The organism is Aeromonas sp. 600886 (assembly GCF_049174935.1).
Lineage (GTDB): Bacteria > Pseudomonadota > Gammaproteobacteria > Enterobacterales > Aeromonadaceae > Aeromonas > Aeromonas veronii_A.
Genome location: NZ_JAAKUB010000016.1, coordinates 61,687 through 83,798 on the forward strand (window position 1 = coordinate 61,687; position 22,112 = coordinate 83,798).

Consider the following 22,112-nt stretch of genomic DNA (forward strand, 5'->3'; position numbering starts at 1 on the left):
GCCGAGTGAGCAATTACCAACCTTTTACCAGGCCGCCTTTGAACAGCTCCAACCCTTTCTTGTAGACGTCATCGGTCTGGAAAGACTGTACGAACTGTTTGACCTTCTCGTCATCCTTGTTGTTGTCACGGGCGACGATCAGGTTGACGTAGGGGGACTCTTTGTCCTCAACAAACAGACCGTTCTCGGTCGGGGTCAGACCAATCTGACCGGCGAAGGTGTTGTTGATGATGGCCAAGTCCACGTCTTCCAGCGAGCGCGGCAGCTGGGCTGCTTCCAGCTCGACAATCTTGAAGTTGCGCGGGTTGCTGGCGATATCCAGTACGGTGGCTTCCAGACCGGCACCATCCTTCAGGGTGATCAGACCCTGTTTGGCCAGCAGGATCAGGGAGCGGCCCAGGTTGGTCGGATCGTTCGGTACCGCGATCTGGGCGCCATCTTGCAGCTCGCTCAGCGCCTTGATCTTCTTCGAGTAACCGGCAATCGGATAGACGAAGGTGTTGCCAACCGGCACCAGCTTGAAGCCGCGATCACGCACCTGCGCATCCAGATAGGGTTTGTGCTGGAAGGCGTTGACGTCGATGCTGCCATCGTTCAGCGCCACGTTCGGGGTTACGTAGTCGGAGAAGTTGACCACCTCGACGGTCAGACCGTATTTCTCTTTGGCGACCTTGGCAGCCACTTCAACCAGTTCGGTCTCGGGGCCGGCAATAGCGCCCACTTTCAGAACCTTGCTCTCTTCTTTTTGACCGCAACCGGCCAGTACCAGACCAGCCAGCAGAGCTGCCGCAACGGATTTGATGCCAAATTTCATAAAACCTCCTGTCAGAAATCGACGATTAACGATGATCACATTTGTTGACCAGGCGCTCACCCGCGCTCTGGATAAGTTGAACCAGTACTACCAGGATAACCACGGTCACCAGCATGACGGTCGGGTCAAAGCGCTGATAACCATAACGAATACCCACATCCCCCAGACCACCGCCACCGATAGCCCCGGCCATGGCCGAGTAGTTCACCAGAGTGACGAGGGTAATGGTGACGCTGTTGAGGATGCCGGGCAGAGCCTCGGGCAGCAGCACCTTGGTGATGATTTGCAGCGGTTTGGCGCCCATCGCCTTGGCCGCTTCCAGCAGGCCGTCCGGCACTTCCATCAGGGCCCCTTCCACCAGACGAGCGATGAAAGGGATGCAACCGACAGTCAGCGGCACTATGGCAGCGATGGTGCCGATACTGGTGCCGACAATCAGCCGGGTCAGCGGAATGATGGCGACCAGCAGGATGATAAAGGGCACCGAGCGACCCACGTTGACCACCATGCCCAGAGTACGGTTGAGCAAGGGGTTGGCCAGGATCTGGCCCGCCTTGGTCACATGCAGCGCTACGCCGAGTGGCAGGCCCAGCAGGCAGCCGAACAGGGCGGAGGCAAACACCATGATCAGGGTGTCGCCCAGGGCCGTGATGAGCAGATTAATCATGGCTTCGGACATAGCCCATTACCTCCAGCTGAATGTGGTTGTCGATAAGGAACTGCTGGGTCGCCTCGCACTGGGCTTCATCCCCGAACAGCTCGGCCAGCAGGAAACCGAATTTGACGCCACCGGCGTACTCGATGTCCGCGCTCAGAATGCTGATGTCGATATTGAAACGGCGGCTCGCCTCGGAGATCAGCGGCGTATCGACCGTGCTGCCGGTAAAGCCAAGCTTCACCAGCGGGTAGCTGCCTGGCACCCGCTCGCTGCTCATCCGATCCTGATACTCCTGCGGTACCTCCAGATGGATGGTGGAGTGGATGAAGTCACGAGCCAGCTGGGTCTTGGCGTTGCTGAAGAACCAGGCCACTTCGCCCTGCTCGATCAGGCGACCATCGCTGATGATGGCCACTTCGTCACAAATCCCTTTCACCACGTCCATCTCGTGGGTAATGAGCAGGATGGTGAGCCCCAGCTTGACGTTGATCTCCTTGAGCAGGGTCAGGATCGAGCGGGTGGTCTGCGGGTCGAGAGCCGAGGTGGCCTCGTCACACAGCAGTACCTTGGGGGCCGGTGCCAGTGCGCGGGCAATGGCGACGCGCTGTTTCTGACCGCCGGAAAGCTCGGACGGATAGGCCTGGGCACGGGCTTCCAGCCCGACCAGTGCCAGCAACTCGGCAACCCGTTGCTGGATCTTCTCTTTGCTCCAGCCTGCCAGCTCCAGCGGAAAGGCGATGTTGGCGGAGACGGTGCGGGAGGCAAGCAGGTTGAAGTGCTGGAAAATCATCCCGATCTGGCGGCGAGCCTGGGTCAGATCCCGTTCGCTCAGGGCGACCAGATCCTGGCCATCAACGATGACTTGACCCTCTGTCGGGCGCTCCAGCAGGTTGACACAACGAATGAGGGTACTCTTGCCGGCACCGGAGGCACCGATCACCCCGAAAATTTTGCCTTGGGGTACATGCAGACTCACATCACGCAGGGCGTGCACGGCATCACTGCCTGTACCGTAGACTTTGTTGAGACCGATCAACTTAATCATGGATTCTTCCGTGCTAACAGCCTTAAAGCACAGGGCGCTACAGGCGGGAAAATTGGGCAGAGGTTCCACTGGGTTACTCTGTCATCATGGAGGATGATGCTAAGATGTCTGGATGGCCATGTCAACGCATGTTTTTACGTCTAGACGTCTAAAAAAGTGATAAGGATTTCTGTCAGGCGGATAACGATCAGAATGGTATTGTTGCTCATCCAGATCCTGTTTCGTCCCTGCGGCAGATAACCGAATTAAAGATGGTTTATGCCGGGTAAGGCTGGTTTTATTAGTGTGTTAGCTCGTTTCTGTTCACATCTGCTGTCTAGCTTAATGCTCCTCCATCGTTACACAAATTGCTGCACAAATCGTTCCCTATTCGTGACCGGATCACCTGATCGCCACTTTGTCGGTGTCAACCTTGATGCAGCGCAAGAGGGGCTCGGATAGGGATTGGGTCGGTGGCGCCGGTTTTTTATACTGATGTTGTCGACAAGCATGGAGGGCAGTGCGATGAGATTCCAACAGATCAAAGAGTTGCTGCACTATCTTGAGCAGGTTCATCACCAGCTCGGACTCTGTTACGGGCGTTTGACCAGTCAGGTGGACAGCGAACGCAGCCGGATGTTGCTGGTCTATCTGCAAGGGCGTGAGGATGCGGCTAGTGCCCATCTGCACGAATATGCCGCTCAACTGGGAGAGGCGGTCAGGGAAACCTGGCTGGAGCAGGGTTTTAGCGAGGATATGCTGCCTGCCATTACCGGTTGCGAGCTGCCAGCCTCGGCTCAAACCGGGGAGATCCTTGCGCTGGTTTGTCGCTGGGAGGAGCAGCTGGTCGGTGAGTTGGGTCATCTGGCTCGGGAGTGTCCGACGCCTGCTACTGCAACCATGCTCGACAATCTGGCTGCGTTGGAACAGACGCGCCTGCACCGTCTGGTGCATGGGGTGCATCGGCTTGATGATATGTAGGAAACCGGAAGGATTGGTACGCAGATAAAAAGAAGGGCTCGGCAGCCATGCCGGGCCCTTCTTTTATAGGAGGGTTATAAGGGACTGTGTTGCTGGGCAATCAGCTCTGATGCCGTTCGGCTGCGTAGAGAGCGGCTCCGATAATACCTGCCTGATTGAGGCTGGCCGCCGGAATCAGCGGTGCCCGGGTCTCGATGCGATCGACAAATTTATCCAGCTTGGCGGCGCTGCCTCCCCCCAGAATGAAGAGGTCGGGGGAGAAGAGAAACTCGAGGCGGGCCAGATACTTGTTGAAGCGCTTGCCCCAGCGGTTCCAGGAGAGATCTTCCCGTTTGCGCACCGCATCGGAGCAGTAGTGCTCGGCGACCATTCCTTCCAGCATCAGGTGACCCAGCTCGGTGTTGGGCAGCAGATGGCCGTTGACGAAGATGGCGGTGCCGATACCGGTGCCGACCGTGATGAGGATGATGACCCCCTTGCGATCTTTACCTGCGCCAAAGCGCATCTCGGCCAGACCCGCTGCATCGGCATCGTTCAGCACATAGCAGGGTTTGCCGGTGACATCGGCAAACAGATGTTCGGCATCGGTCTCAATCCAGCTCTTGTCGATGTTGGCGGCACTCTTGGCAACCCCGTTGTGGATGGTGGCTGGAAAACCGCAGCCCACCGGCCCTTTCCAGTCGAAGTGTTCGACCAGTGCCTTGAGGGTATGGGCGATGGCGGCCGGGGTGGCCGGTTGCGGTGTGGCAATGCGATGACGCTCGCCGATCAGTTCGCCTGTTTCGGTGTCGACCAGGCAACCCTTGATCCCCGAGCCTCCAATATCCACTCCCAACATTTGCATCTGTAATGTCCTTTTAGTGTGCCGACCATGTTGTCTTGATCGCAGGGTTGATCACGACGGGTCGGCAGAGCATGAAAAAAGTGCTGCAATCCGGCAAGGGGCAGATCACTTATGCGTGATCCGGCAAACCTTTTTCGATGCAGCGGATCAGCAAACGGGTTTTCTTGTTCTCCTCATCCTGACGCAGTGCCAGAGTGGCCAGCGCCCATTCGATATGTTCGGCCACCATAGGCTCGGCGGTGGTCAGTCCCAGTTGCAGGGCGGCGATTACCTCGGGGGTCGCCGGGCCGTTGCCAAGGGCTACCGCCAGATTGCGGCGCCAGCGTTGATAGCCGATGCGGCGGATCGGGCTCCCCTCGGTCTGTTTGAGGAACTCGGCCTCGCTCCAGCACCACAGGTCCAGCAGGGGCGGGCGATGCAGGCTGGGGCGGGGGCTGAAATCGGGTTCCGGGCTGGCATCGGCATAGCGATTCCAGGGGCAGATAAGCTGGCAGTCGTCACAGCCATAGATGCGGTTGCCCATCAAGGGCCTGAACTCTTCCGGAATAGGGCCATCGTTCTCGATGGTGAGATAGGAGATGCAGCGGCGGCCATCTACCACATAGGGGGCGACAATGGCGCCGGTCGGGCAGATGTTGATGCAGGCGACGCACTTGCCACACAGCTCCTTCTCCACTGGCTGGTCGAGCGGCAGCGGCAGGTTGATCAACAGCTCACCGAGAAAGAAGAAGGAGCCAGCCGATTCGTTGAGCAGCAGTGAGTGTTTGCCAACCCAGCCGAGACCCGCCTTGGCCGCCAGTGGCCGCTCGAGGATGGGGGCGGAGTCGACGAAGGGGCGCCACTCACCCAAGGTCTCTTCAGTGCCTTGAAACAGCTCGGCGCAGCGCGCTTCGATGCGATCACCCAGCTGTTTGAGCCGGTTGCGCAGCACCTTGTGGTAGTCGCGACCGAGAGTATAGCGGCTGATATAGCCGAGAGTCGGATCGCGCAGGGTAGCGGCGAAGCCCGCCTCGAACGGTAGGTAGTTCATCCGCACCGACAACACCCGCATCGTGCCCGGCAACAGCTCGTGGGGGCGCGCGCGCATCATGCCGTGGCGCGCCATGTAATCCATGCTGCCGTGATAGCCCGCATCCAGCCAGGCCTGCAATCTCGGCTCTTCGATACGCAGATCGGTGTCGGTGATGCCCGCCTGGTCAAAACCTAGCTCCCGTGCCCAGAGCTTGATATCGTGGGCCAGCTGGTGGAAGTCAGGTGCGCTCATGCGGCTTGGCCTGGCCGGTGTTTGCTGGCGTGGGTCGATTGATAAGAGGCGGGAGCCGTCATGGTAGAGATCATCAGGGGCGCGTTGGGCACAAAAGAGGGGAGCAGTTTACCACAGGGGTTGTGGCAGACTGAACAGATCCGCGCACTGGAGCGCAACTGGGCCGCGCGTGAGGGGCAACCTCTCTATGCCCTGATGGAGCGAGCCGGTGCCGCGCTGCGCACCTATGCCACCCTGCATTGGCCCGACAGTCGCTGCTGGTGGATTTTCGTCGGCCCCGGTAATAACGGCGGTGATGGCTATGTGCTGGCCCGCCTTGCCCGCCAGATTGGCATCGAGGTGGTGGTGATTGCCGCCAGAGCACCCGACCAGCTGAAGGGGGATGCCAGACGGGCCGCCGATGAGTGGCTGGCGGCCGGTGGCCGGGTCTGGCTGGCCGAGCAGTTTGATAAGGACCAGCACACCACCCCGGATCTGGTGGTCGATGCCCTGCTTGGCACCGGCGTCAACACGTCCCTCTCGCCACTACTGACAAAGATCGTCGCAACAATCAATGGCTTGGCTGTGCCCGTGCTGGCGGTGGATCTCCCCTCCGGCCTCAACGGCGATACCGGCCGTGCCATGGGGGCCGTGGTGCAGGCCACTCGCACCCTCACCTTTATCGGTATCAAGCAGGGAATGCTCACCGGCGACGGGGTGGATTGTGTCGGCCAGCTCGACTGTGATCCCCTAGGCGTGACGCCTGATGAAGCTATGCTGCCCGCCGCCTGGCGTATCGATTATCCGCAGCTCAGCACGCTGCTGACCCCGCGCCCGCGCGCTTCCCACAAGGGCTCTTATGGCAAGGTGCTGCTGGTGGGGGGCAATCGCGGCATGCAGGGGGCCATCGTGCTGGCGGCTCGCGCCTGCCTGCGGGCGGGGGCCGGGCTGGTGCGGGTGTGTCAGCATCCGGAACATTCGCCGGTCAGCCTCTATCAACCCGAACTGATGAGTCTCACCAGCGCTGATTACGAGGGGTGGGCGTCGGTGCGGGTCATTGGCCCCGGGCTCGGTCAGGATGAGTGGGGAAGAGTACAAATCACCCGTTATCTCACCGAACGGCTGCCACTGGTTTTGGACGCCGATGGATTGAATTGGCTGGCGCAATCTCCCCGCCATCAGGATAATTGGGTGCTCACGCCCCATCCCGGCGAAGCAGCGCGCCTGCTGGGATGCTCCATTGCCGACATTGAAACCGACCGGTTTGCCGCCGTGCAGGCACTGCAGCGGCGTTATGGCGGTGTGGTTTTGTTAAAAGGGGCGGGAACACTTATTTATGACGGCGAGCGGGTCGCTCTCTGTTGTGAAGGCAATCCCGGCATGGCAAGTGGCGGCATGGGCGATCTGTTATCTGGTATAATCGCCGCCCTTTTGGCCCAGGGCTGGTCTGCCACCATGGCAAGCTGGCTGGGCGCCGTGATCCACGGCGAGGCTGCAGATCAGGCCGCCGCTGACGGCGAGCGGGGCATGCTGGCGTCAGACTTGCTGCCGCTGATCCGCAAACTGGTTAATCCCGACACCATTACAAGTTAAAAAGAAGAACATGGCAAAACAGTTGATGATGACACTGCCGGACGAGGCAGCAACCGTGGCACTTGGTGGCCGTCTGGCACAGGCCTGCCAGCAGGCGACTACAGTGTTTTTGCATGGCACGCTTGGCGCCGGTAAAACCACCCTTACCCGCGGCTGGGTGCAGGGCCTTGGCCATCAGGGCAAGGTAAAAAGCCCGACTTACACCCTGGTCGAGCCCTACGAACTCGATGGCTGGCAGGTCTACCATTTCGATCTCTATCGCCTGGCTGATCCGGAAGAGCTGGAATTCATGGGCATTCGGGACTATTTTGCCGCCAATACTCTCTGTCTGGTGGAGTGGTCCGAGAAGGGCGAGGGCTGGTTACCGGCCCCAGACCTGGAAATTACCCTCACCTATGTAGGCGAGCAGCGCGAGGTTCTGATAGAGGCTCGCACTGCTATTGGCGAAGCCATTCTGGAACGGTTGTCATCTACGTGCGCTTGATCCTTGTTATTGCTCTCTCCTTGATGGCATTACCCTCCTGGGCGAATCAGCTCAAGAGTGTGCGAATCTGGCCATCACCGGATAATACCCGGGTGGTGCTCGATATGAGCAGTGCCCCCAACTACAACTACTTCACCCTGGCTGGCCCCGATAGATTGGTGATCGATCTGAAAGGGGCGAGCAACGCTGCCAATCTGGCCCAGGTCGAGAACAACAGCGAGCTGGTGCGCAAGATACGTGAGAGCACTCCGCTGGAGAAGGGTGGCCTGCGGCTGGTACTGGATCTCAGCTCAGCCATCAAGCCGGTGGTCTTTCCGCTGGCACCAGCCGGGCCTTATGGTCACCGTCTGGTGATCGATCTACCTTATGAAGAGAAGCGGTCGGCTGCTGCGGTACAAGCCACACCAGTGGGTGGCAAGGGCAAGGGGGTGGTGATTGCCATCGACCCAGGCCACGGTGGGGAAGACCCGGGCTCCATCGGTCCACGTCGTACCTATGAGAAGCGAGTGACGCTGGCGGTCTCCCAGAAGCTGGCCGCGCTGATCGACCGCGAGCCGGGGATGCGCGCCGTGCTGACCCGTCGTGGCGACTATTTCGTCGACCTCAACAAGCGTTCCGAGATTGCCCGCAAGGCCAAGGCGGATCTGCTGGTGTCGGTCCATGCGGACAGCTTCCATAACTCCACTCCGCGTGGCGCCTCTGTCTGGGTCCTCTCGACCAACCGTGCCAACCGCGAGATGGGAAGCTGGCTGGAGAAGCAGGAGAAGCAGGGTGAGCTGCTGGGCGGGGTTGGCAAGGTATTGGCGGAATCCGATCCCAACCCCTATCTGGCGCAGACCTTCCTCGACCTCTCAATGGACAAGTCCCGTGCCGAAGGCTACGACGTCAGCCGTCAGATCCTGCGCTCGTTGGGCAAGGTTGCCCGACTGCACAAGAAGGCGCCGGAGCATGCCAGTCTGGCTGTGCTGAAGGCGCCGGATATTCCCTCGGTGCTGGTCGAAACCGGCTTTATCTCCAACCATGCGGAAGAGAAGCTGCTGGCCACCTCAAGCTATCAGGATCAGCTGGCCCGCGCCATTTTCGAGGGGATCCGCAACTATTACCGCGCCCACCCGACCAAGGGGGCCATGCTGACCGGCAAGGGACAGGCGAGCAGGCCTGCTGCGACCACTCGCTCTGCACCGGTAGCTTCGCAGCCGGTGAGCCAGCCCAAGCCGGTGCAGTCGCAGCCGGTGGTGACCAACAAGATGCCGGCTACAGTGCGTGACGGCGCTACTGCGACCGGTTCAGGTGCCGGTGTGATCAAGCCCTATTCTGAGGCTGCGCAAGATTCTGGTGCGCCGGTTAGCAATGTGGGCGACTATGACAAATCTCGGATGCTCCGCCATGTGGTCAAACGTGGCGAGAGTCTCTCTCGCCTTGCCGAGAAGCATGGAGTGAGTCAATCCACTTTGGTAGAGATCAACCAGCTGCGCAGCCGGGATATTCAGATTGGTCAGACCATCTATATTCCCCAGCAGGGGCAGAGCCGCGCTGCCGCCCCCGTTCGCAGTGATGACAAGTCGCAGATGATCCGCCATGTGGTCAAGCGGGGGGAGAGTCTCTCCCGCCTTGCCGAGAAGCATGGGGTGAGTCAGGCGCGACTGGTAGAGATCAACAAGCTCAAATCGCGGAATATTCAGGTAGGGCAGGTACTCTACATTCCGCAAAACTGACGCGCGGGAGCGGGTGATACCGCTCTCGCTGTTAGCCAATACCATCAGCAAGATTGAAATTCAGGAGCAAGTGATGCCGATCCGTATATTACCCCCTATCCTGGCCAACCAGATTCCGGTTGGTGGAGAGGTGGTGGAACGGCTCTCTATCCGCAAGATTGAAATTCAGGAGTAAGTGATGCCGATCCGTATATTGCCCCCTATCTTGGCCAACCAGATTCCGGTTGGTGGAGAGGTGGTGGAACGGCTCTCTATCCGCAAGATTGAAATTCAGGAGTAAGTGATGCCGATCCGTATATTGCCCCCTATCTTGGCCAACCAGATTCCGGTTGGTGGAGAGGTGGTGGAACGGCTCCCTATCCGCAAGATTGAAATTCAGGAGTAAATGATGCCGATCCGTATTTTGCCACCCATTCTGGCCAACCAGATTGCAGCCGGAGAGGTGGTGGAGCGGCCCTCTTCTGTGGTGAAAGAGCTGGTGGAGAACAGCCTGGATGCGGGGGCCGACCGGGTCGAGATCGACATCGACAAGGGGGGCGCCAAGCTGATCCGCATCCGTGACAACGGCAGCGGTGTCGCCAAAGATGAGCTGGTACTTGCGCTGTCGCGTCATGCAACCTCCAAGGTGGCCACGCTGGATGATCTGGAAGGGATCAACAGCCTCGGTTTTCGTGGCGAGGCGCTCGCCTCCATCAGCTCTGTCTCCCGTCTCACCTTCACCTCCCGCACCGCCGAGCAGTCCGAAGCCTGGCAAGCCCAGGCGGAAGGGCGCGAGATGAGCGTCACCATCAAGCCTGCGGCCCATCCGGTGGGCACCACGGTGGAGGTGGTGGATCTCTTCTTTAATACACCCGCGCGGCGCAAATTCATGCGCAGCGAAAAGACCGAGTTTGCCCATATTGACGAGCTGGTGCGCCGCATCGCGCTCTCCCGCTTCGATGCCACCCTGATCCTGCGCCACAATGGCAAGGTGGTGCGCCAGTACAAGGCCGCCAATACCGTGCCGGAGCAGGAGCGACGTCTCGCCGCCGTTTGCGGCACCCCCTTCATGCACCATGCGCTGGCGGTAGAGAGCGAGCATAGCGACGTGCGTCTGTGGGGCTGGCTGGCAACCCCGGAGGGGGCAAGACCGCAGAACGACCTGCAATACACCTACGTCAACGGTCGGATGATGCGTGACAAGCTCATCAATCATGCCATTCGTCAGGCCTATGACGAGCTGCTGCCCGCTGACCGTTTTGCAGCCTATGTGCTCTATATCGAGCTGGATCCCCGTCAGGTGGATGTCAACGTCCACCCGGCCAAGCATGAGGTACGGTTTCATCAGGCGCGGTTGATCCACGACTTTATTTTTCAGGCGCTGTTTACTGCGCTGCGTCGCGAAGGGGTCAGCGCCGCTCATCAGGACACTCCGCTGGCCGAAACCCTGGTCGAGCTGCCGGTCAGCCCGCAGAGCGAATATCCCGGTCAGGCTCCGCGTACCGAGTGGTACGGTGCCGAGCACAGCTACCGGGCACCTGCACAGGTGCGGGAAGGGAACGGTGGTGGTGCAGGCCGAGCCAGCAACTATCAACCGCCCGAGCCCCCAAGCCGGGAGGCGATGCGCGGCATGGGCGCTCTGCTCACTACGCTTCCTATCGCAGCTGAGGCTGCTCCTGCGCAGCCCACTGATCCAGTGCCGTCACCCAAACAGGGGGGATGTCGTGCCCTGACACTGGTGGAGCAGGCCTACCTGTTGATCGAGCGTGATAATCAGCTGGCGCTGCTCTCGCTGGTACGCGCCGAGCGGGTACTGCTGCGCCACTGGCTGCTGGAGACCTGGGGCCAGGGACTGGCTGCCCAGCCGCTGTTGCTGCCGGTCTCCTTCAAATTGCCGAAGAATTTGATCGCGCTGGTGACCGAGCAGGAACGTTTGCTGAAACGGATGGGGCTGGAGTTGAAAAGCGGGGGGCGCGACACCATGATCCTGACTCGGGTGCCGGCTCTGCTGCGCCAGACCGATCTGGTGCGTCTGTTACCCGAATTGCTGCAAATTATCGAAGGCGGATCTGACAGTGATGCTGGTCAGCAGGCTGAAGTATTATGCCAATGGCTGGTGGAGCAGGGGATAAGCCGCGAGAAGATATACGATTTTTCAACTGCCAGTCGTCTGCTGACGGAACTTGTAGCCGCTCACGCTGACCAACTGACAGATATTCGCATGGTACGCCCGCTTTCATTGGCGACCGTGCTGGAGGAGTTTGAACATGGCGAGTGACTTGCCGACCGCAATTTTTCTGATGGGGCCGACGGCCTCCGGCAAGACGGATCTCGCCATTGAACTGTGTCAGGCATTGCCTTGCGACATCATCAGCGTCGATTCTGCGCTGATCTATCGTGGCATGGATATAGGTACGGCCAAGCCGACTGCCGATGAGCTGGCACGGGCCCCGCACCGGCTGATCGACATTCTTGATCCCGCAGTGAGCTATTCTGCGGCCGATTTTTGCAAGGATGCCCTGCGGGAGATGAAAGAGATCGCCGATCGCGGCCGCATTCCGCTGCTGGTGGGCGGTACCATGCTCTATTTCAAGGCGTTGCTGGAGGGATTGTCTCCGCTGCCCTCCGCCGATCCCGCCATTCGAGCCGGGATTGAGGAAGAGGCTGCCCGCCTCGGTTGGCAGGCGCTGCACGATGAGCTGGTACGCATCGACCCGGTGGCCGGGGCGCGGATCCACCCCAATGATCCGCAGCGACTCTCCCGGGCGCTGGAGGTCTACCGCATCAGCGGCAAGACCCTTACCGAGCTGACGCAGGTGCAGGGGGAGGGCTTGCCCTATCGGGTGCTGCAGTTTGCCATCGCCCCGAGCGAGCGTGCCTTGCTGCATCAGCGTATCGAACAGCGCTTTGACAAGATGCTGCAAGGTGGCTTTGAACAGGAGGTTCGTGCGCTGATGGCGCGCGGCGATCTGACCCCGGATCTCCCCTCCATTCGCTGTGTGGGTTATCGCCAAATGTGGGACTACCTGTGCGGTGAAGTGGGGTATGATGAGATGCGTTATCGTGGCATTGTTGCCACACGCCAATTGGCAAAACGACAGATGACCTGGTTACGCGGCTGGCCCGACGTGACCTGGTTGGAATCTGGTGAGTCTGGCAATCTCGACCGCGTGCTTGCTCGCGCTGGTGCGGCTTGACACTCCCTGTATAATCAGGTTGTTATATTGATATTCGGTGTTTAAAAACAACAAACTATAAGGAAAAGAAAAATGGCTAAGGGGCAATCTCTCCAAGACCCGTTTTTGAATGCGCTGCGCCGTGAGCGGATTCCTGTTTCTATCTATTTGGTGAACGGCATCAAACTGCAAGGTCAGATCGAGTCTTTTGACCAGTTTGTTATCCTGCTGAAAAACACCGTGAGTCAGATGGTTTACAAGCACGCCATCTCGACTGTCGTACCGGCCCGTGCCGTTAATCATCACCAGCCCACTCCGGGTGGCGCGGCTGATGATCAGGGTGATGCCGAGGCGTGATATCCCTGGGCGAGTCGACTCGCCAACTCAGATTCATCATGATTCCTGTTAAGGAGCAAGCGCTTGTTTGACCGTTATGAAGCTGGCGAACAGGCCGTTCTGGTGCATGTCAACTTCAGTGATGAGGGTGAGCGGGAGGATCTGGAAGAGCTCAAGATGTTGGTGAGTTCTGCCGGTGTAAATGCGCTGGCGGTCATCACCACCAGTCGTAGTGCGCCCAGTGCCAAATTTTTTGTCGGCAGCGGCAAGGCTGAAGAGATCGCGTCCCAGGTCCAGATGCTGGATGCGGATGTGGTGATCTTCAACCATGCCCTGACTCCTGCCCAGGAACGAAATCTGGAACGTCTGTTCCAGTGCCGGGTGGTGGACAGAACCGGTCTGATCCTCGACATCTTCGCCCAGCGCGCCCGAACCCATGAAGGTAAACTGCAGGTCGAACTGGCCCAGTTACGCCACCTTTCCACTCGCCTGGTGCGAGGCTGGACCCACCTTGAGCGTCAAAAGGGCGGGATCGGTCTGCGTGGCCCGGGTGAAACCCAACTTGAAACTGACCGACGTCTGCTGCGGGAACGCATCAAGGCGATTTTGCGTCGGCTCGACAAGGTGGCCAAGCAGCGGGAGCAGGGACGCCGCGCCCGCAACCGCAACGAAGTGCCGACGGTGTCACTGGTTGGTTACACCAACGCCGGAAAGTCCACTTTGTTCAACCAACTTACAGCTGCCAGCGTGTATGCTGCCGACCAATTGTTCGCAACTCTGGATCCCACCCTGCGTAAACTGGTGATCCGGGATGTGGGTGATGTGATTTTGGCGGATACAGTTGGATTTATTCGACACTTGCCCCATGATCTGGTCGCGGCCTTCAAAGCGACCCTGCAGGAGACCCGCGAAGCGGATCTGCTGCTGCATGTGGTGGACTGTGCCGATGAGCAGATGCAGGAGAATATCGACTCCGTGCAGCAGGTGCTGGCCGAAATTGAAGCTGACGACAGGCCTCAGCTGATGATCTGCAACAAGATCGACAAGCTGGCGGATCGTCCTGCTGGTCTGGAGCGAGATGACGAGGGGCGCCCAGTGCGCGTCTGGCTGTCGGCTCAGACTGGTGAAGGTTGTGAGCATCTGTTTACGGCGCTGACTGAACTGCTGGCCGGCTCCATGGTGCACCACACCCTGCAGTTGCCACCCTCGGCAGCAAGATTGCGCAGTGCGCTTTATCAGTTGAAGGGCATTGAGCAGGAAGGCTTTAGCGAGGAGGGAGATTTCGTGCTGGAAGTCCGCTTGCAAGTGGCCGACTGGAACCGCCTCGTAAAGCAGGAAGGTGAGAGTTTACAACGCTTTATCAGGCATTGATTCGTCGATGAAGTGAACCCTTAGGGGCTTCTCAACGTATGATGGCCCGATAGAGATGATATCCATCCGCATGTATTAATGGAGACGCTGATGGCTTGGAATGAGCCTGGTAACAACGGCAAAGACCGTGACCCTTGGGGGAATAACGGCAAGAATCAGGGACCCCCTGATCTGGATGAAATGCTGCGCAAAGTGAGCCGCCGTTTCGGTGGCTTGTTTGGTGGCGGCAAATCTGGCGGCGATGTAGGTCGCTTTGGTATCTCCATCGCGCTGGTTGTGGCTGTGGTGGTGTGGGTCGTCAGCGGCTTCTACACCATTCGTGAAGCGGAACGTGGTGCAGTGCTGCGGTTTGGCAAGTTTTCCCATATTGTCGAGCCGGGTCTGCGCTGGAATCCCACCTTTATCGACAAGGTGATCCCGGTGGATGTCGAGTCCGTGCGCTCGCTGCCTGCTTCCGGTTTCATGCTGACTCAGGATGAAAACGTGGTGCGGGTCGAGATGGACGTGCAGTACCGTGTCGTCAACCCCGAGCAGTATCTGTTTAGCGTAACGAATGCTGACGAGAGCCTGAGTCAGGCCACCGACAGTGCCCTGCGTTATGTTGTGGGCCACACCAAGATGGACGACGTGCTGACCACCGGTCGTGAGAAGGTGCGTCAGGAGACCTGGCAGGTGATTGATGGCATCATCGAGCCTTACCAGATGGGTCTGCAGATCGTCGACGTCAACTTCTTGCCGGCTCGTCCGCCGGAAGAGGTGAAGGATGCGTTTGATGACGCCATTGCCGCTCAGGAAGATGAGCAACGCTTCATCCGCGAGGCTGAAGCCTATGCCCGTGAAGTCGAGCCGAAGGCCCGTGGTCAGGTCAAGCGTCTGGAGCAGGAGGCGGAAGCCTACAAGTCCCAGATTGTGCTGAAAGCCCAGGGTGAAGTGGCCCGCTTCAACGAGCTGCTGCCCCAGTATCAAGCTGCGCCCGATCTGACACGCAATCGTATCTACCTGGAGACCATGGAAGAGCTCTATCAGCAGGCCAATAAAGTGGTGGTCGACATGCCGGCTGGCAACAACAGCATGATCTATCTGCCGCTCGACAAGTTGGCTGGCAAGCAGGCGAGCGTCCAGCAGGGGCGTCCAGCTGCTGCGCCGACCATCGAGTCCACGCCAGCTTCCAACGAGGGCGCCAACTCCACTCCGACGCCGCTGCGTAGCGGTGACCGCTTCAGCTCAGGGAGAAACTGATAGATGAAAAAGCTAGCTATTGGTGTAATCGCTGTCGCGGCCATGGTCTGCTTCTCCTCTGTCTTTATCGTTGATGAAGGCCAGAAGGGGATTGTGGTGCAGTTCGGCAAGGTGAAGCGGGTTGACTCCGGTGAACCCCGCCTCTATGAACCGGGCCTGCACTTCAAGGTGCCGCTCATCGACCAGGTTCGCAAAATGGATGCACGCATCCAGACCATCGACAGCCAGGCTGACCGTTTTGTCACCTCCGAGAAGAAAGACCTGATCATCGATTCCTATGTGAAATGGAAGATCGAGGACTTCTCCAAGTACTACCTGGCAACCGGTGGTGGCAACAAGTTGCAGGCCGAGGATCTGCTCAAGCGCAAAATCAACAACGGTCTGCGCTCCGAGATCGGTAATCGTACCATCAAGGATATCGTCTCCGGTGAACGCAGTACCGTGATGGAAGATGCTCTGATGAAGATGGCGCGCTCCTCCGAGCTCGGCATCAAGGTGGTGGATGTGCGGATCAAGCAGATCAACCTGCCGGTGGAAGTGTCCAACTCCATTTACCAGCGGATGCGGGCCGAGCGTACTGCCGTGGCCCGTGAGCATCGCTCCCAGGGGCGTGAGCAGGCCGAGATCCTGCGGGCCGATATCGATCGCAAAGTGACCGTGATGATCGCTGATGCAGAGAGTAACGCTCGTCAACTGCGCGGTGAAGGGGATGCGGAAGCCGCCAAAATCTATGCTGACAGCTACAAGAAAGACCCCGAGTTTTTCAGCTTCGTGCGCAGTATGGAGGCCTATCGCAAGAGCTTCGCCGGTGGCAATGACCTGATGGTGCTCAAGCCGGATAGCGAGTTTTTCCGTTACTTCAAGTCTCCTGAAGGCACCAAGCAGTAAGTGTCGGGAGTTGTTTTGCCAGGGGCCTGCTTTGTCAGGCCCTTTTATTTGTCTGCCAAACAAACGGGATCAATGGTTTTTGACGGGAGAGGGGCAGAATGATGACATCCATACTGACGGGGCTGGGTCTGCTGTTGCTGTTTGAAGGGTTGGGGCCGTTGCTGATGCCAAGAGTGTGGAAGCAGATGCTGCGGCTGTTGAGCGAACAACCGGCGGAGCAGCTACGCCGTATCGGCGGCTCGCTGGTGGTGGCTGGCAGCGTGATCCTCTGGATGGTGAGTCGCTGAGTCTGGCGAAATGCACTGTTCAGCAGATAGCAGACAATAAAAAAGAGGACGAAGGCCTCTTTTTTCATGCATGTCGTTTACTCAGGCACTGCGCTGCACCGCCATGTGGGCCAGTGTTTCCAGCGCCTGTTTGTGCGGGGAGTCAGGCAGGATGGCGAGAGCGGCAATGGCCTTGTCCGCCTCTTCCCTTGCGCGCATGCGGGAGTACTCCAGCGCACCGGTGCGGTCGAGAATGGCCAGGATCTGGTCGAGATGCTCCATGCCGTTGCGGTGTTCGATGGCATCACGCACCAGTTGGCGCTCTTCCGCACTACCCACTTCCATGGCGCGCAGCAGCGGCAGGGTCGGTTTGCCTTCGGCCAGATCGTCACCGACGTTCTTGCCCATCTCTTCGCTCTGGGAGCAGTAATCCATCACATCATCGATGATCTGGAAGGCGGTACCCAGATACTTGCCGTAGTCGGTCATGGCCTGCTCGACGGGCTCGGGCTGATGGGTCAGCACGGCGGCGAGACGGGTGGCGGCCTCGAACAGCTTGGCGGTCTTGCAATAGATGACCGTCATGTAGCTCTCTTCTGTGGTATCCGGATCGTTGCAGTTCATCAACTGCAGCACTTCCCCTTCGGCGATGGTGTTGGTTGCATCCGAGAGGATCTCCATCACCCGCAGGTTGGAGAGTTCGGCCATCATCTGGAAGGAGCGGCTATAGAGGTAGTCACCGACCAGCACGCTGGCAGCATTGCCAAACATGGCGTTGGCGGTCTCCCGGCCACGGCGCAGGTCGGATTCGTCGACCACGTCGTCGTGCAGCAGGGTAGAGGTGTGAATGAATTCGATGATGGCGGCCAGTTTCAGGTGATCCTCACCTTCATAGCCCAGCGCACGCGCAGCCATCACGGTCAGCATGGGGCGCATCCGTTTCCCGCCGGCGCTGACAATGTAGAAACCCAGCTGATTGATCAGACTAACGTCGGACTGGAGTCGGGCCAGGATCAGTTCATTGACCGCCGTCATGTCGGCGGCACAGAGCGCACGGATAGTCTGTTGGTCCATAAGTCTCGTAACGTGACAGCAGCAATAACTGCGATTTTAGTAATGGCAGGGATTCTACACGATTTCACAATGGGTTACAGTTAGGCGTTTATCCACGGCGGCAGATATGCGCACAAAATAAACTTTTTGCTAAATTGGCCTTGCCTGAGCAGATCGATTTGCGTAGAATGCCCGCCCATTGTTATAGGTTTTTGCGCATGTCTAGCCTTGAGCAAAAGACATGCCTTTACGGAGTTAATCAAATGTACGCGGTATTCCAAAGCGGCGGAAAACAACACCGTGTGGCCGAAGGTCAAATCGTTCGTCTGGAAAAGCTGAACGTTGAGACTGGCGCTACCATCGACTTCAACGAAGTGCTGATGGTTGCTGCAGGCGACACTTTTAAAGTAGGTGCTCCTTTCGTTGAAGGTGGCAAGGTTGTAGCTGAAGTTGTGGCTCACGGCCGTGGCGAGAAAGTGACTATCGTCAAGTTCCGTCGTCGTAAGCACCACCGTAAGCAAGCGGGCCACCGTCAGTGGTTCACTGAAGTCAAAATCACTGGCATCAGCGCTTAATTAGAGGAGTCCGATAGATGGCACACAAAAAAGCTGGCGGTTCATCCCGCAACGGTCGCGATTCTGAAGCTAAACGCCTGGGCGTGAAGCGTTTCGGCGGCGAAACAGTTCTGGCTGGCAGCATCATCGTTCGTCAGCGCGGTACCAAGTTCCACGCTGGTGAGAACGTTGGTCTGGGCAAGGACCACACCCTGTTCGCTACCGCGAACGGCAAGGTGCAGTTCGAAGTTAAAGGTCCGCTGAATCGTAAGTACGTTAGCATCGTTGCTGAGTAATTACGGACCGCAAGGATCCGAAGCCCCGCCAACAGGCGGGGCTTTTGTTTTTCCGAAATAATGACGAAAAAACGGAACGCAGATGACCCGGGTACCGAGATTGCCCGGAGAGGCAAGATGCGTATCGCCCGCAGGGGTCTGTACCACTATAATTGCGTATCGGTTTTTCGAATTAAGGTGACGGTTACCTATGAAGTTTGTTGATGAAGTCCAGATTCGAGTCGATGCCGGTGACGGTGGTAACGGTTGTGTAAGTTTTCGCCGTGAAAAATATATTCCCAACGGTGGTCCGGATGGTGGTGACGGTGGTGACGGTGGTGACGTCTATCTGGTTGCCGATGAGAACCTCAATACCCTGATCGACTACCGTTTTGAGCGTTTCCATGCTGCCGAGCGTGGCGAGAATGGCCAGAGCGCCAACTGTACCGGTCGTCGTGGCAAGGACAAGATCCTGCGCGTGCCGGTCGGTACCCGTGCAACCGATGACGATACCGGCGAGTTGCTGGGCGACTTGACTCACCACGAGCAGAAGTTGCTGGTTGCCAAGGGCGGTTTCCACGGTTTGGGCAATACCCGCTTCAAGAGTTCGGTCAACCGGGCTCCACGCCAGAAGAGCAACGGCACCCCGGGCGAAGTGCGTACCCTGAAGCTGGAGCTGCTGTTGCTGGCTGACGTCGGTATGCTGGGTCTGCCCAACGCCGGTAAATCTACCTTTATTCGCGCTGTTTCTGCCGCCCGCCCGAAAGTCGCTGATTATCCCTTTACCACCCTGGTGCCGAACCTCGGTGTGGTGCGTGGTGAGAACTCCCGCTCCTTCGTGATCGCCGATATTCCGGGCCTGATTGAGGGGGCAGCCGAAGGCGCAGGTCTTGGTATCCGTTTCCTCAAGCACCTCGAACGCTGCCGCGTGTTGATCCATCTGGTGGATATTTGCCCCATTGATGGCTCCGATCCGGCTGAAAATGCCGTGACCATCGTGCGTGAGCTGGAGAAGTACAGCCCGGAACTGGCTGGCAAGCCGCGCTGGCTGGTGTTCAACAAGATGGATCTGATCCTGGAAGAAGAGGCTCAGGAAGTGATGGATCGCGTGAAAGCCGCCCTCAACCACGAAGGGCCGGTCTACGCCATCACTGCCATCAGCAAGGAAGGGACCAAGAAGGTCTGCTACGACATCCTGGATCTGCTGGATACCATGCCCCGTCAGCTGGAGCAGGATGCCAAAGAGGCGATCGAGAAAGTGGAGTTCAAGTGGGACGACTACCACAAGAACCAGCTGGCTAAAGCCGAAGCGGAAGCGCTTGCCGCCTCCATGGCCTTTGACGAAAGTCTCGACGATGATGATTGGGATGACGAAGATGATGATGGTGTGGAAGTGATCTACGTCCGTGACTGATACCCTTGTCTGTCCATTTCATTGATAACCGGAGCCTGAACAGGCTCCGGTTTTTTTATGCCTGTCGAGTAGTGGCTCATTAGGTATATTTGTGATGCCACTTATTGCCTGCAGTTGATAACTGTTTATACTGCCCATCAAAATTAACAGTAATGAAACAATCGTCTGGCGATGTCGATTGAATCGATATGCGTTTCTGTATCTGATTGTTTTGATGGAAGGTTTACCTGTAAAAATTTTTATGCGCAGATTTATGCCTTATGGGCTTGTTTGTGCATTTTTTTGGAGTATTCTTGCGCCCGTTTTTCCGGTTAATGCATGAATACGCAGGTAGGCCGGGCTATGGAAAAGTAACATTAGGGCAGTCTTATCATGCTGGAAAAGAGTCTTGAAGCATCTGCGGTTAATACCCGCCGTAACTTGTTGATGTTTCTAATACCGTCACTGATCGGTATCTTGCTGTTCATGACGCCGGTCGTCTATGACGGTAACGTCACCATCCCCGTCGCAGTGCTGGCCAAGCTGGTACAGCGCGTTTTTGCCGATTATCTGGTTGCCATGGTCAGTGCGGTGATCACTACCACCATGCTGATGACTATCATCACCTGGTTGTTCAAACCGGCGATTCTGGTGCGTAGACCATTCCTCAACAGCCTGTTCAACGTCTCTCCTTTCTGGGCCTGCGTGCGGGTGGTGGGTGGTATTTTCGTGCTGCTGACCTTCTTCCAGGTGGGACCAGAGGTGCTTTATTCAGGCGCAACCGGCGGCCTGGTGCTCAACGATCTGCTGCCAGTGCTGTTTTCAGTCTTCATTTTTGCCGGCCTGCTGCTGCCGTTGCTGCTCGATTTCGGGCTGCTGGAGTTTGTCGGCACTATGATGACTCGCATCATGCGTCCGGTATTCCGGTTGCCGGGTCGCTCTGCCGTGGACTGCTTTGCCTCCTGGCTGGGGGATGGTAGTGTCGGCATCCTGCTGACCAGCAAGCAGTACGAAGGGAAGTTCTATACCCAGCGGGAAGCGGCCGTTATTGGCACCACCTTCTCCGCCGTCTCCATCACCTTCTGTCTGGTAGTGATCTCCCAGGTGAAGCTGGAACACATGTTCGTTCCCTTCTATCTGACTGTCTGTCTGGCTGGGGTGGTTGCCGCTATCGTGGTGCCACGTCTGCCGCCGCTATCCTGGAAGAAGGATATCTATATCGATGGCGCTCCCCTGTGTCGCAAGCAGGAGGCGGTGCCCCACCAGCACAGTGTGATGAGTTATGGTCTCGAACGTGCATTGACCAAGGCAGAGCAGATGACCGGTCTCGGTGCCGTCGCCCGGGAAGGGGTGAAAAATGCGCTCGACATGCTGTTTGGCGTGTTGCCTGTGGTCATGGCGATCGGTACCTGTGCCCTGATGCTGGCCGAACACACCCCCATCTTCAACTGGCTTGGCGCTCCCTTCGTCCCCTTGCTGGAACTGCTGCAACTGCCGGAGGCGGAAGCCGCATCCAAGACTATCATGGTCGGTTTTGCCGATATGTTTATTCCGGCTGTGCTGGCTTCGACCATCGATAGCGAGATGACCCGCTTCGTCATTGCCGCCATGTCGGTGACCCAGCTGATCTATATGTCCGAAGTGGGGGCCCTGCTGCTGGGCAGCAAGATCCCGGTCAAACTGTGGGAGTTGTTTGTGATCTTCCTGATGCGCACCCTGGTTACCCTGCCGGTGATTGCCGGTGTAGCGCATCTGCTGTTCTAAGGACTACGCCATAGTGAAAAACGGTCAACCTGGGTTGACCGTTTTCTTTTCCGCGGTAATGGGAGAGCATCGCCCTTAGGCTGGCTCAGCCTCTAGTGACGGGACACTGGATAGTCAGGGAGTGGACCGTGTTGGCGATGCGATAGGGCTTGGCCGCCTTGTAGACCTTCTTATCTTCGTCGTAGCTTCCTCCCAGATACTGGGTGCTGTATAGCGTCTGCTGGCGGCGATCTGTCTCCTTGTAGCCCTGTGGGCAGGTCTGGTTGGCTTGCTGAAAGCAGGCCGTCATGCTGCTGCACTCTATGTAGAAGCCGAGCTGGCCCTTATCGGCAAGGCGCACCGGGGTGACGGTGGGGGTGGGGGGAGACAACAGGGAGCAGCCGGAGAGCGTCAGCGCGCCCAGCAGAACGAGATGTTTTGACATAGATAACCTGAACAGTGTGGTGTGACAAAGAGTGAGGG

23 protein-coding genes are annotated in these 22,112 nt (G+C 58.1%); 16 read left to right on the forward strand and 7 right to left on the reverse strand.

The window, feature by feature from the left end:
* Window positions 1-13 precede the first annotated feature (13 nt).
* From metQ to metN, 3 genes are read right to left on the reverse strand one after another with little or no spacing between them, the layout of a single operon-like run.
* Window positions 14-814, reverse strand: coding sequence for a methionine ABC transporter substrate-binding lipoprotein MetQ (gene metQ / locus G5179_RS13405; protein WP_005349258.1), 801 nt, complete (start codon window positions 812-814; stop codon window positions 14-16).
* 25 nt (window positions 815-839) lie between these two features.
* On the reverse strand, window positions 840-1,493 hold the full coding sequence (locus G5179_RS13410; RefSeq protein ID WP_005339070.1) for a methionine ABC transporter permease: 654 nt from the start codon (window positions 1,491-1,493) through the stop codon (window positions 840-842).
* Window positions 1,474-2,517, reverse strand: coding sequence for a methionine ABC transporter ATP-binding protein MetN (metN, locus tag G5179_RS13415; RefSeq protein ID WP_204419570.1), 1,044 nt, complete (start codon window positions 2,515-2,517; stop codon window positions 1,474-1,476). The genes G5179_RS13410 and metN overlap by 20 nt, the downstream gene beginning before the upstream one ends.
* 504 nt (window positions 2,518-3,021) lie before the next feature.
* On the opposite strand from metN, the gene G5179_RS13420 reads away from it, so the two are divergent.
* Entirely contained in the window at window positions 3,022-3,477 is a 456-nt protein-coding gene (locus G5179_RS13420) for a hypothetical protein (protein ID WP_236348117.1), read from the forward strand.
* 100 nt (window positions 3,478-3,577) lie between these two features.
* Here G5179_RS13420 and ppgK read toward each other — a convergent pair whose 3' ends face one another.
* Together ppgK and queG are read right to left on the reverse strand one after the other, a co-directional pair.
* Window positions 3,578-4,321 carry a polyphosphate--glucose phosphotransferase gene (gene ppgK / locus G5179_RS13425; protein ID WP_421212542.1) on the reverse strand — a complete coding sequence of 248 codons (744 nt, stop codon included), beginning with the start codon at window positions 4,319-4,321 and terminating at the stop codon, window positions 3,578-3,580.
* Between the two features lie 109 nt (window positions 4,322-4,430).
* Window positions 4,431-5,585 carry a tRNA epoxyqueuosine(34) reductase QueG gene (gene queG / locus G5179_RS13430; RefSeq protein WP_421258530.1) on the reverse strand — a complete coding sequence of 385 codons (1,155 nt, stop codon included), beginning with the start codon at window positions 5,583-5,585 and terminating at the stop codon, window positions 4,431-4,433.
* Window positions 5,586-5,645: 60 nt separating this feature from the next.
* Between queG and G5179_RS13435 the strand changes: the two genes are divergently transcribed.
* The 11 genes from G5179_RS13435 (at window position 5,646) to G5179_RS13485 (ending at window position 16,632) form a co-directional block, all read left to right on the forward strand.
* Window positions 5,646-7,157 carry an NAD(P)H-hydrate dehydratase gene (locus tag G5179_RS13435; RefSeq protein ID WP_245095004.1) on the forward strand — a complete coding sequence of 504 codons (1,512 nt, stop codon included), beginning with the start codon at window positions 5,646-5,648 and terminating at the stop codon, window positions 7,155-7,157.
* Between the two features lie 10 nt (window positions 7,158-7,167).
* Window positions 7,168-7,641 (forward strand): tRNA (adenosine(37)-N6)-threonylcarbamoyltransferase complex ATPase subunit type 1 TsaE, encoded by a 474-nt coding sequence (gene tsaE, locus G5179_RS13440; RefSeq protein ID WP_005339056.1) that lies wholly within the window; start codon window positions 7,168-7,170, stop codon window positions 7,639-7,641.
* Between the two features lie 23 nt (window positions 7,642-7,664).
* Window positions 7,665-9,356, forward strand: coding sequence for an N-acetylmuramoyl-L-alanine amidase (locus tag G5179_RS13445; protein ID WP_254204557.1), 1,692 nt, complete (start codon window positions 7,665-7,667; stop codon window positions 9,354-9,356).
* Between the two features lie 13 nt (window positions 9,357-9,369).
* Window positions 9,370-9,531 (forward strand): hypothetical protein, encoded by a 162-nt coding sequence (locus G5179_RS13450; protein ID WP_323913175.1) that lies wholly within the window; start codon window positions 9,370-9,372, stop codon window positions 9,529-9,531.
* A 213-nt stretch (window positions 9,532-9,744) separates the two neighbouring features.
* Window positions 9,745-11,613, forward strand: a complete 1,869-nt coding sequence (mutL, locus tag G5179_RS13455; protein ID WP_421258547.1) for a DNA mismatch repair endonuclease MutL — start codon at window positions 9,745-9,747, stop codon at window positions 11,611-11,613.
* Window positions 11,603-12,532 (forward strand): tRNA (adenosine(37)-N6)-dimethylallyltransferase MiaA, encoded by a 930-nt coding sequence (gene miaA / locus G5179_RS13460; protein WP_421258531.1) that lies wholly within the window; start codon window positions 11,603-11,605, stop codon window positions 12,530-12,532. The genes mutL and miaA overlap by 11 nt, the downstream gene beginning before the upstream one ends.
* Before the next feature lie 72 nt (window positions 12,533-12,604).
* Entirely contained in the window at window positions 12,605-12,868 is a 264-nt protein-coding gene (gene hfq, locus G5179_RS13465) for an RNA chaperone Hfq (protein ID WP_216980178.1), read from the forward strand.
* 63 nt (window positions 12,869-12,931) lie between these two features.
* Window positions 12,932-14,218, forward strand: coding sequence for a ribosome rescue GTPase HflX (gene hflX / locus G5179_RS13470; RefSeq protein WP_227341990.1), 1,287 nt, complete (start codon window positions 12,932-12,934; stop codon window positions 14,216-14,218).
* Window positions 14,219-14,308: 90 nt separating this feature from the next.
* Window positions 14,309-15,457 carry an FtsH protease activity modulator HflK gene (gene hflK, locus G5179_RS13475; RefSeq protein WP_216952924.1) on the forward strand — a complete coding sequence of 383 codons (1,149 nt, stop codon included), beginning with the start codon at window positions 14,309-14,311 and terminating at the stop codon, window positions 15,455-15,457.
* 3 nt (window positions 15,458-15,460) lie between these two features.
* Window positions 15,461-16,345: a protease modulator HflC gene (gene hflC, locus G5179_RS13480; protein WP_421222473.1), complete on the forward strand. Its 885-nt coding sequence runs from the start codon at window positions 15,461-15,463 to the stop codon at window positions 16,343-16,345.
* Window positions 16,346-16,443: 98 nt separating this feature from the next.
* Window positions 16,444-16,632, forward strand: coding sequence for a DUF2065 domain-containing protein (locus G5179_RS13485; protein WP_421258532.1), 189 nt, complete (start codon window positions 16,444-16,446; stop codon window positions 16,630-16,632).
* An 81-nt stretch (window positions 16,633-16,713) separates the two neighbouring features.
* On the opposite strand, the gene ispB is transcribed toward G5179_RS13485, so the two are convergent.
* Window positions 16,714-17,685, reverse strand: coding sequence for an octaprenyl diphosphate synthase (ispB, locus tag G5179_RS13490; RefSeq protein ID WP_421222476.1), 972 nt, complete (start codon window positions 17,683-17,685; stop codon window positions 16,714-16,716).
* A gap of 242 nt (window positions 17,686-17,927) precedes the next feature.
* On the opposite strand from ispB, the gene rplU reads away from it, so the two are divergent.
* From rplU to G5179_RS13510, 4 genes are all read left to right on the forward strand, one after another.
* Complete coding sequence (gene rplU / locus G5179_RS13495) at window positions 17,928-18,239, forward strand: 50S ribosomal protein L21 (RefSeq protein ID WP_005304210.1); 312 nt, start codon at window positions 17,928-17,930, stop codon at window positions 18,237-18,239.
* 17 nt (window positions 18,240-18,256) lie between these two features.
* The gene (gene rpmA / locus G5179_RS13500) at window positions 18,257-18,514 is read left to right on the forward strand and encodes a 50S ribosomal protein L27 (RefSeq protein WP_005304202.1); all 258 of its coding nucleotides are present in this window, start codon (window positions 18,257-18,259) and stop codon (window positions 18,512-18,514) included.
* A gap of 190 nt (window positions 18,515-18,704) precedes the next feature.
* Window positions 18,705-19,907, forward strand: a complete 1,203-nt coding sequence (gene cgtA, locus G5179_RS13505; RefSeq protein WP_216952928.1) for an Obg family GTPase CgtA — start codon at window positions 18,705-18,707, stop codon at window positions 19,905-19,907.
* 372 nt (window positions 19,908-20,279) lie between these two features.
* On the forward strand, window positions 20,280-21,650 hold the full coding sequence (locus G5179_RS13510) for a YjiH family protein (RefSeq protein ID WP_216952929.1): 1,371 nt from the start codon (window positions 20,280-20,282) through the stop codon (window positions 21,648-21,650).
* Window positions 21,651-21,735: 85 nt separating this feature from the next.
* Here G5179_RS13510 and G5179_RS13515 read toward each other — a convergent pair whose 3' ends face one another.
* Window positions 21,736-22,074 carry a hypothetical protein gene (locus tag G5179_RS13515; RefSeq protein ID WP_421210008.1) on the reverse strand — a complete coding sequence of 113 codons (339 nt, stop codon included), beginning with the start codon at window positions 22,072-22,074 and terminating at the stop codon, window positions 21,736-21,738.
* Between the last annotated feature and the right edge of the window lie 38 nt (window positions 22,075-22,112).

Coding starts and splice junctions, on each gene's coding strand:
- metQ (WP_005349258.1), bottom strand. CDS start 814: ATGAAATTTGGCATCAAATCCGTTGCGGCAGCTCTGCTGGCTGGTCTG.
- rplU (WP_005304210.1), top strand. CDS start 17,928: ATGTACGCGGTATTCCAAAGCGGCGGAAAACAACACCGTGTGGCCGAA.
- G5179_RS13435 (WP_245095004.1), top strand. CDS start 5,646: ATGGTAGAGATCATCAGGGGCGCGTTGGGCACAAAAGAGGGGAGCAGT.
- mutL (WP_421258547.1), top strand. CDS start 9,745: ATGCCGATCCGTATTTTGCCACCCATTCTGGCCAACCAGATTGCAGCC.
- queG (WP_421258530.1), bottom strand. CDS start 5,585: ATGAGCGCACCTGACTTCCACCAGCTGGCCCACGATATCAAGCTCTGG.
- ppgK (WP_421212542.1), bottom strand. CDS start 4,321: ATGCAAATGTTGGGAGTGGATATTGGAGGCTCGGGGATCAAGGGTTGC.
- G5179_RS13515 (WP_421210008.1), bottom strand. CDS start 22,074: ATGTCAAAACATCTCGTTCTGCTGGGCGCGCTGACGCTCTCCGGCTGC.
- hflK (WP_216952924.1), top strand. CDS start 14,309: ATGGCTTGGAATGAGCCTGGTAACAACGGCAAAGACCGTGACCCTTGG.
- G5179_RS13410 (WP_005339070.1), bottom strand. CDS start 1,493: ATGTCCGAAGCCATGATTAATCTGCTCATCACGGCCCTGGGCGACACC.
- tsaE (WP_005339056.1), top strand. CDS start 7,168: ATGGCAAAACAGTTGATGATGACACTGCCGGACGAGGCAGCAACCGTG.
- G5179_RS13445 (WP_254204557.1), top strand. CDS start 7,665: ATGGCATTACCCTCCTGGGCGAATCAGCTCAAGAGTGTGCGAATCTGG.
- G5179_RS13510 (WP_216952929.1), top strand. CDS start 20,280: ATGCTGGAAAAGAGTCTTGAAGCATCTGCGGTTAATACCCGCCGTAAC.
- ispB (WP_421222476.1), bottom strand. CDS start 17,685: ATGGACCAACAGACTATCCGTGCGCTCTGTGCCGCCGACATGACGGCG.
- cgtA (WP_216952928.1), top strand. CDS start 18,705: ATGAAGTTTGTTGATGAAGTCCAGATTCGAGTCGATGCCGGTGACGGT.
- miaA (WP_421258531.1), top strand. CDS start 11,603: ATGGCGAGTGACTTGCCGACCGCAATTTTTCTGATGGGGCCGACGGCC.
- rpmA (WP_005304202.1), top strand. CDS start 18,257: ATGGCACACAAAAAAGCTGGCGGTTCATCCCGCAACGGTCGCGATTCT.
- G5179_RS13485 (WP_421258532.1), top strand. CDS start 16,444: ATGATGACATCCATACTGACGGGGCTGGGTCTGCTGTTGCTGTTTGAA.
- metN (WP_204419570.1), bottom strand. CDS start 2,517: ATGATTAAGTTGATCGGTCTCAACAAAGTCTACGGTACAGGCAGTGAT.
- hfq (WP_216980178.1), top strand. CDS start 12,605: ATGGCTAAGGGGCAATCTCTCCAAGACCCGTTTTTGAATGCGCTGCGC.
- hflC (WP_421222473.1), top strand. CDS start 15,461: ATGAAAAAGCTAGCTATTGGTGTAATCGCTGTCGCGGCCATGGTCTGC.
- G5179_RS13420 (WP_236348117.1), top strand. CDS start 3,022: ATGAGATTCCAACAGATCAAAGAGTTGCTGCACTATCTTGAGCAGGTT.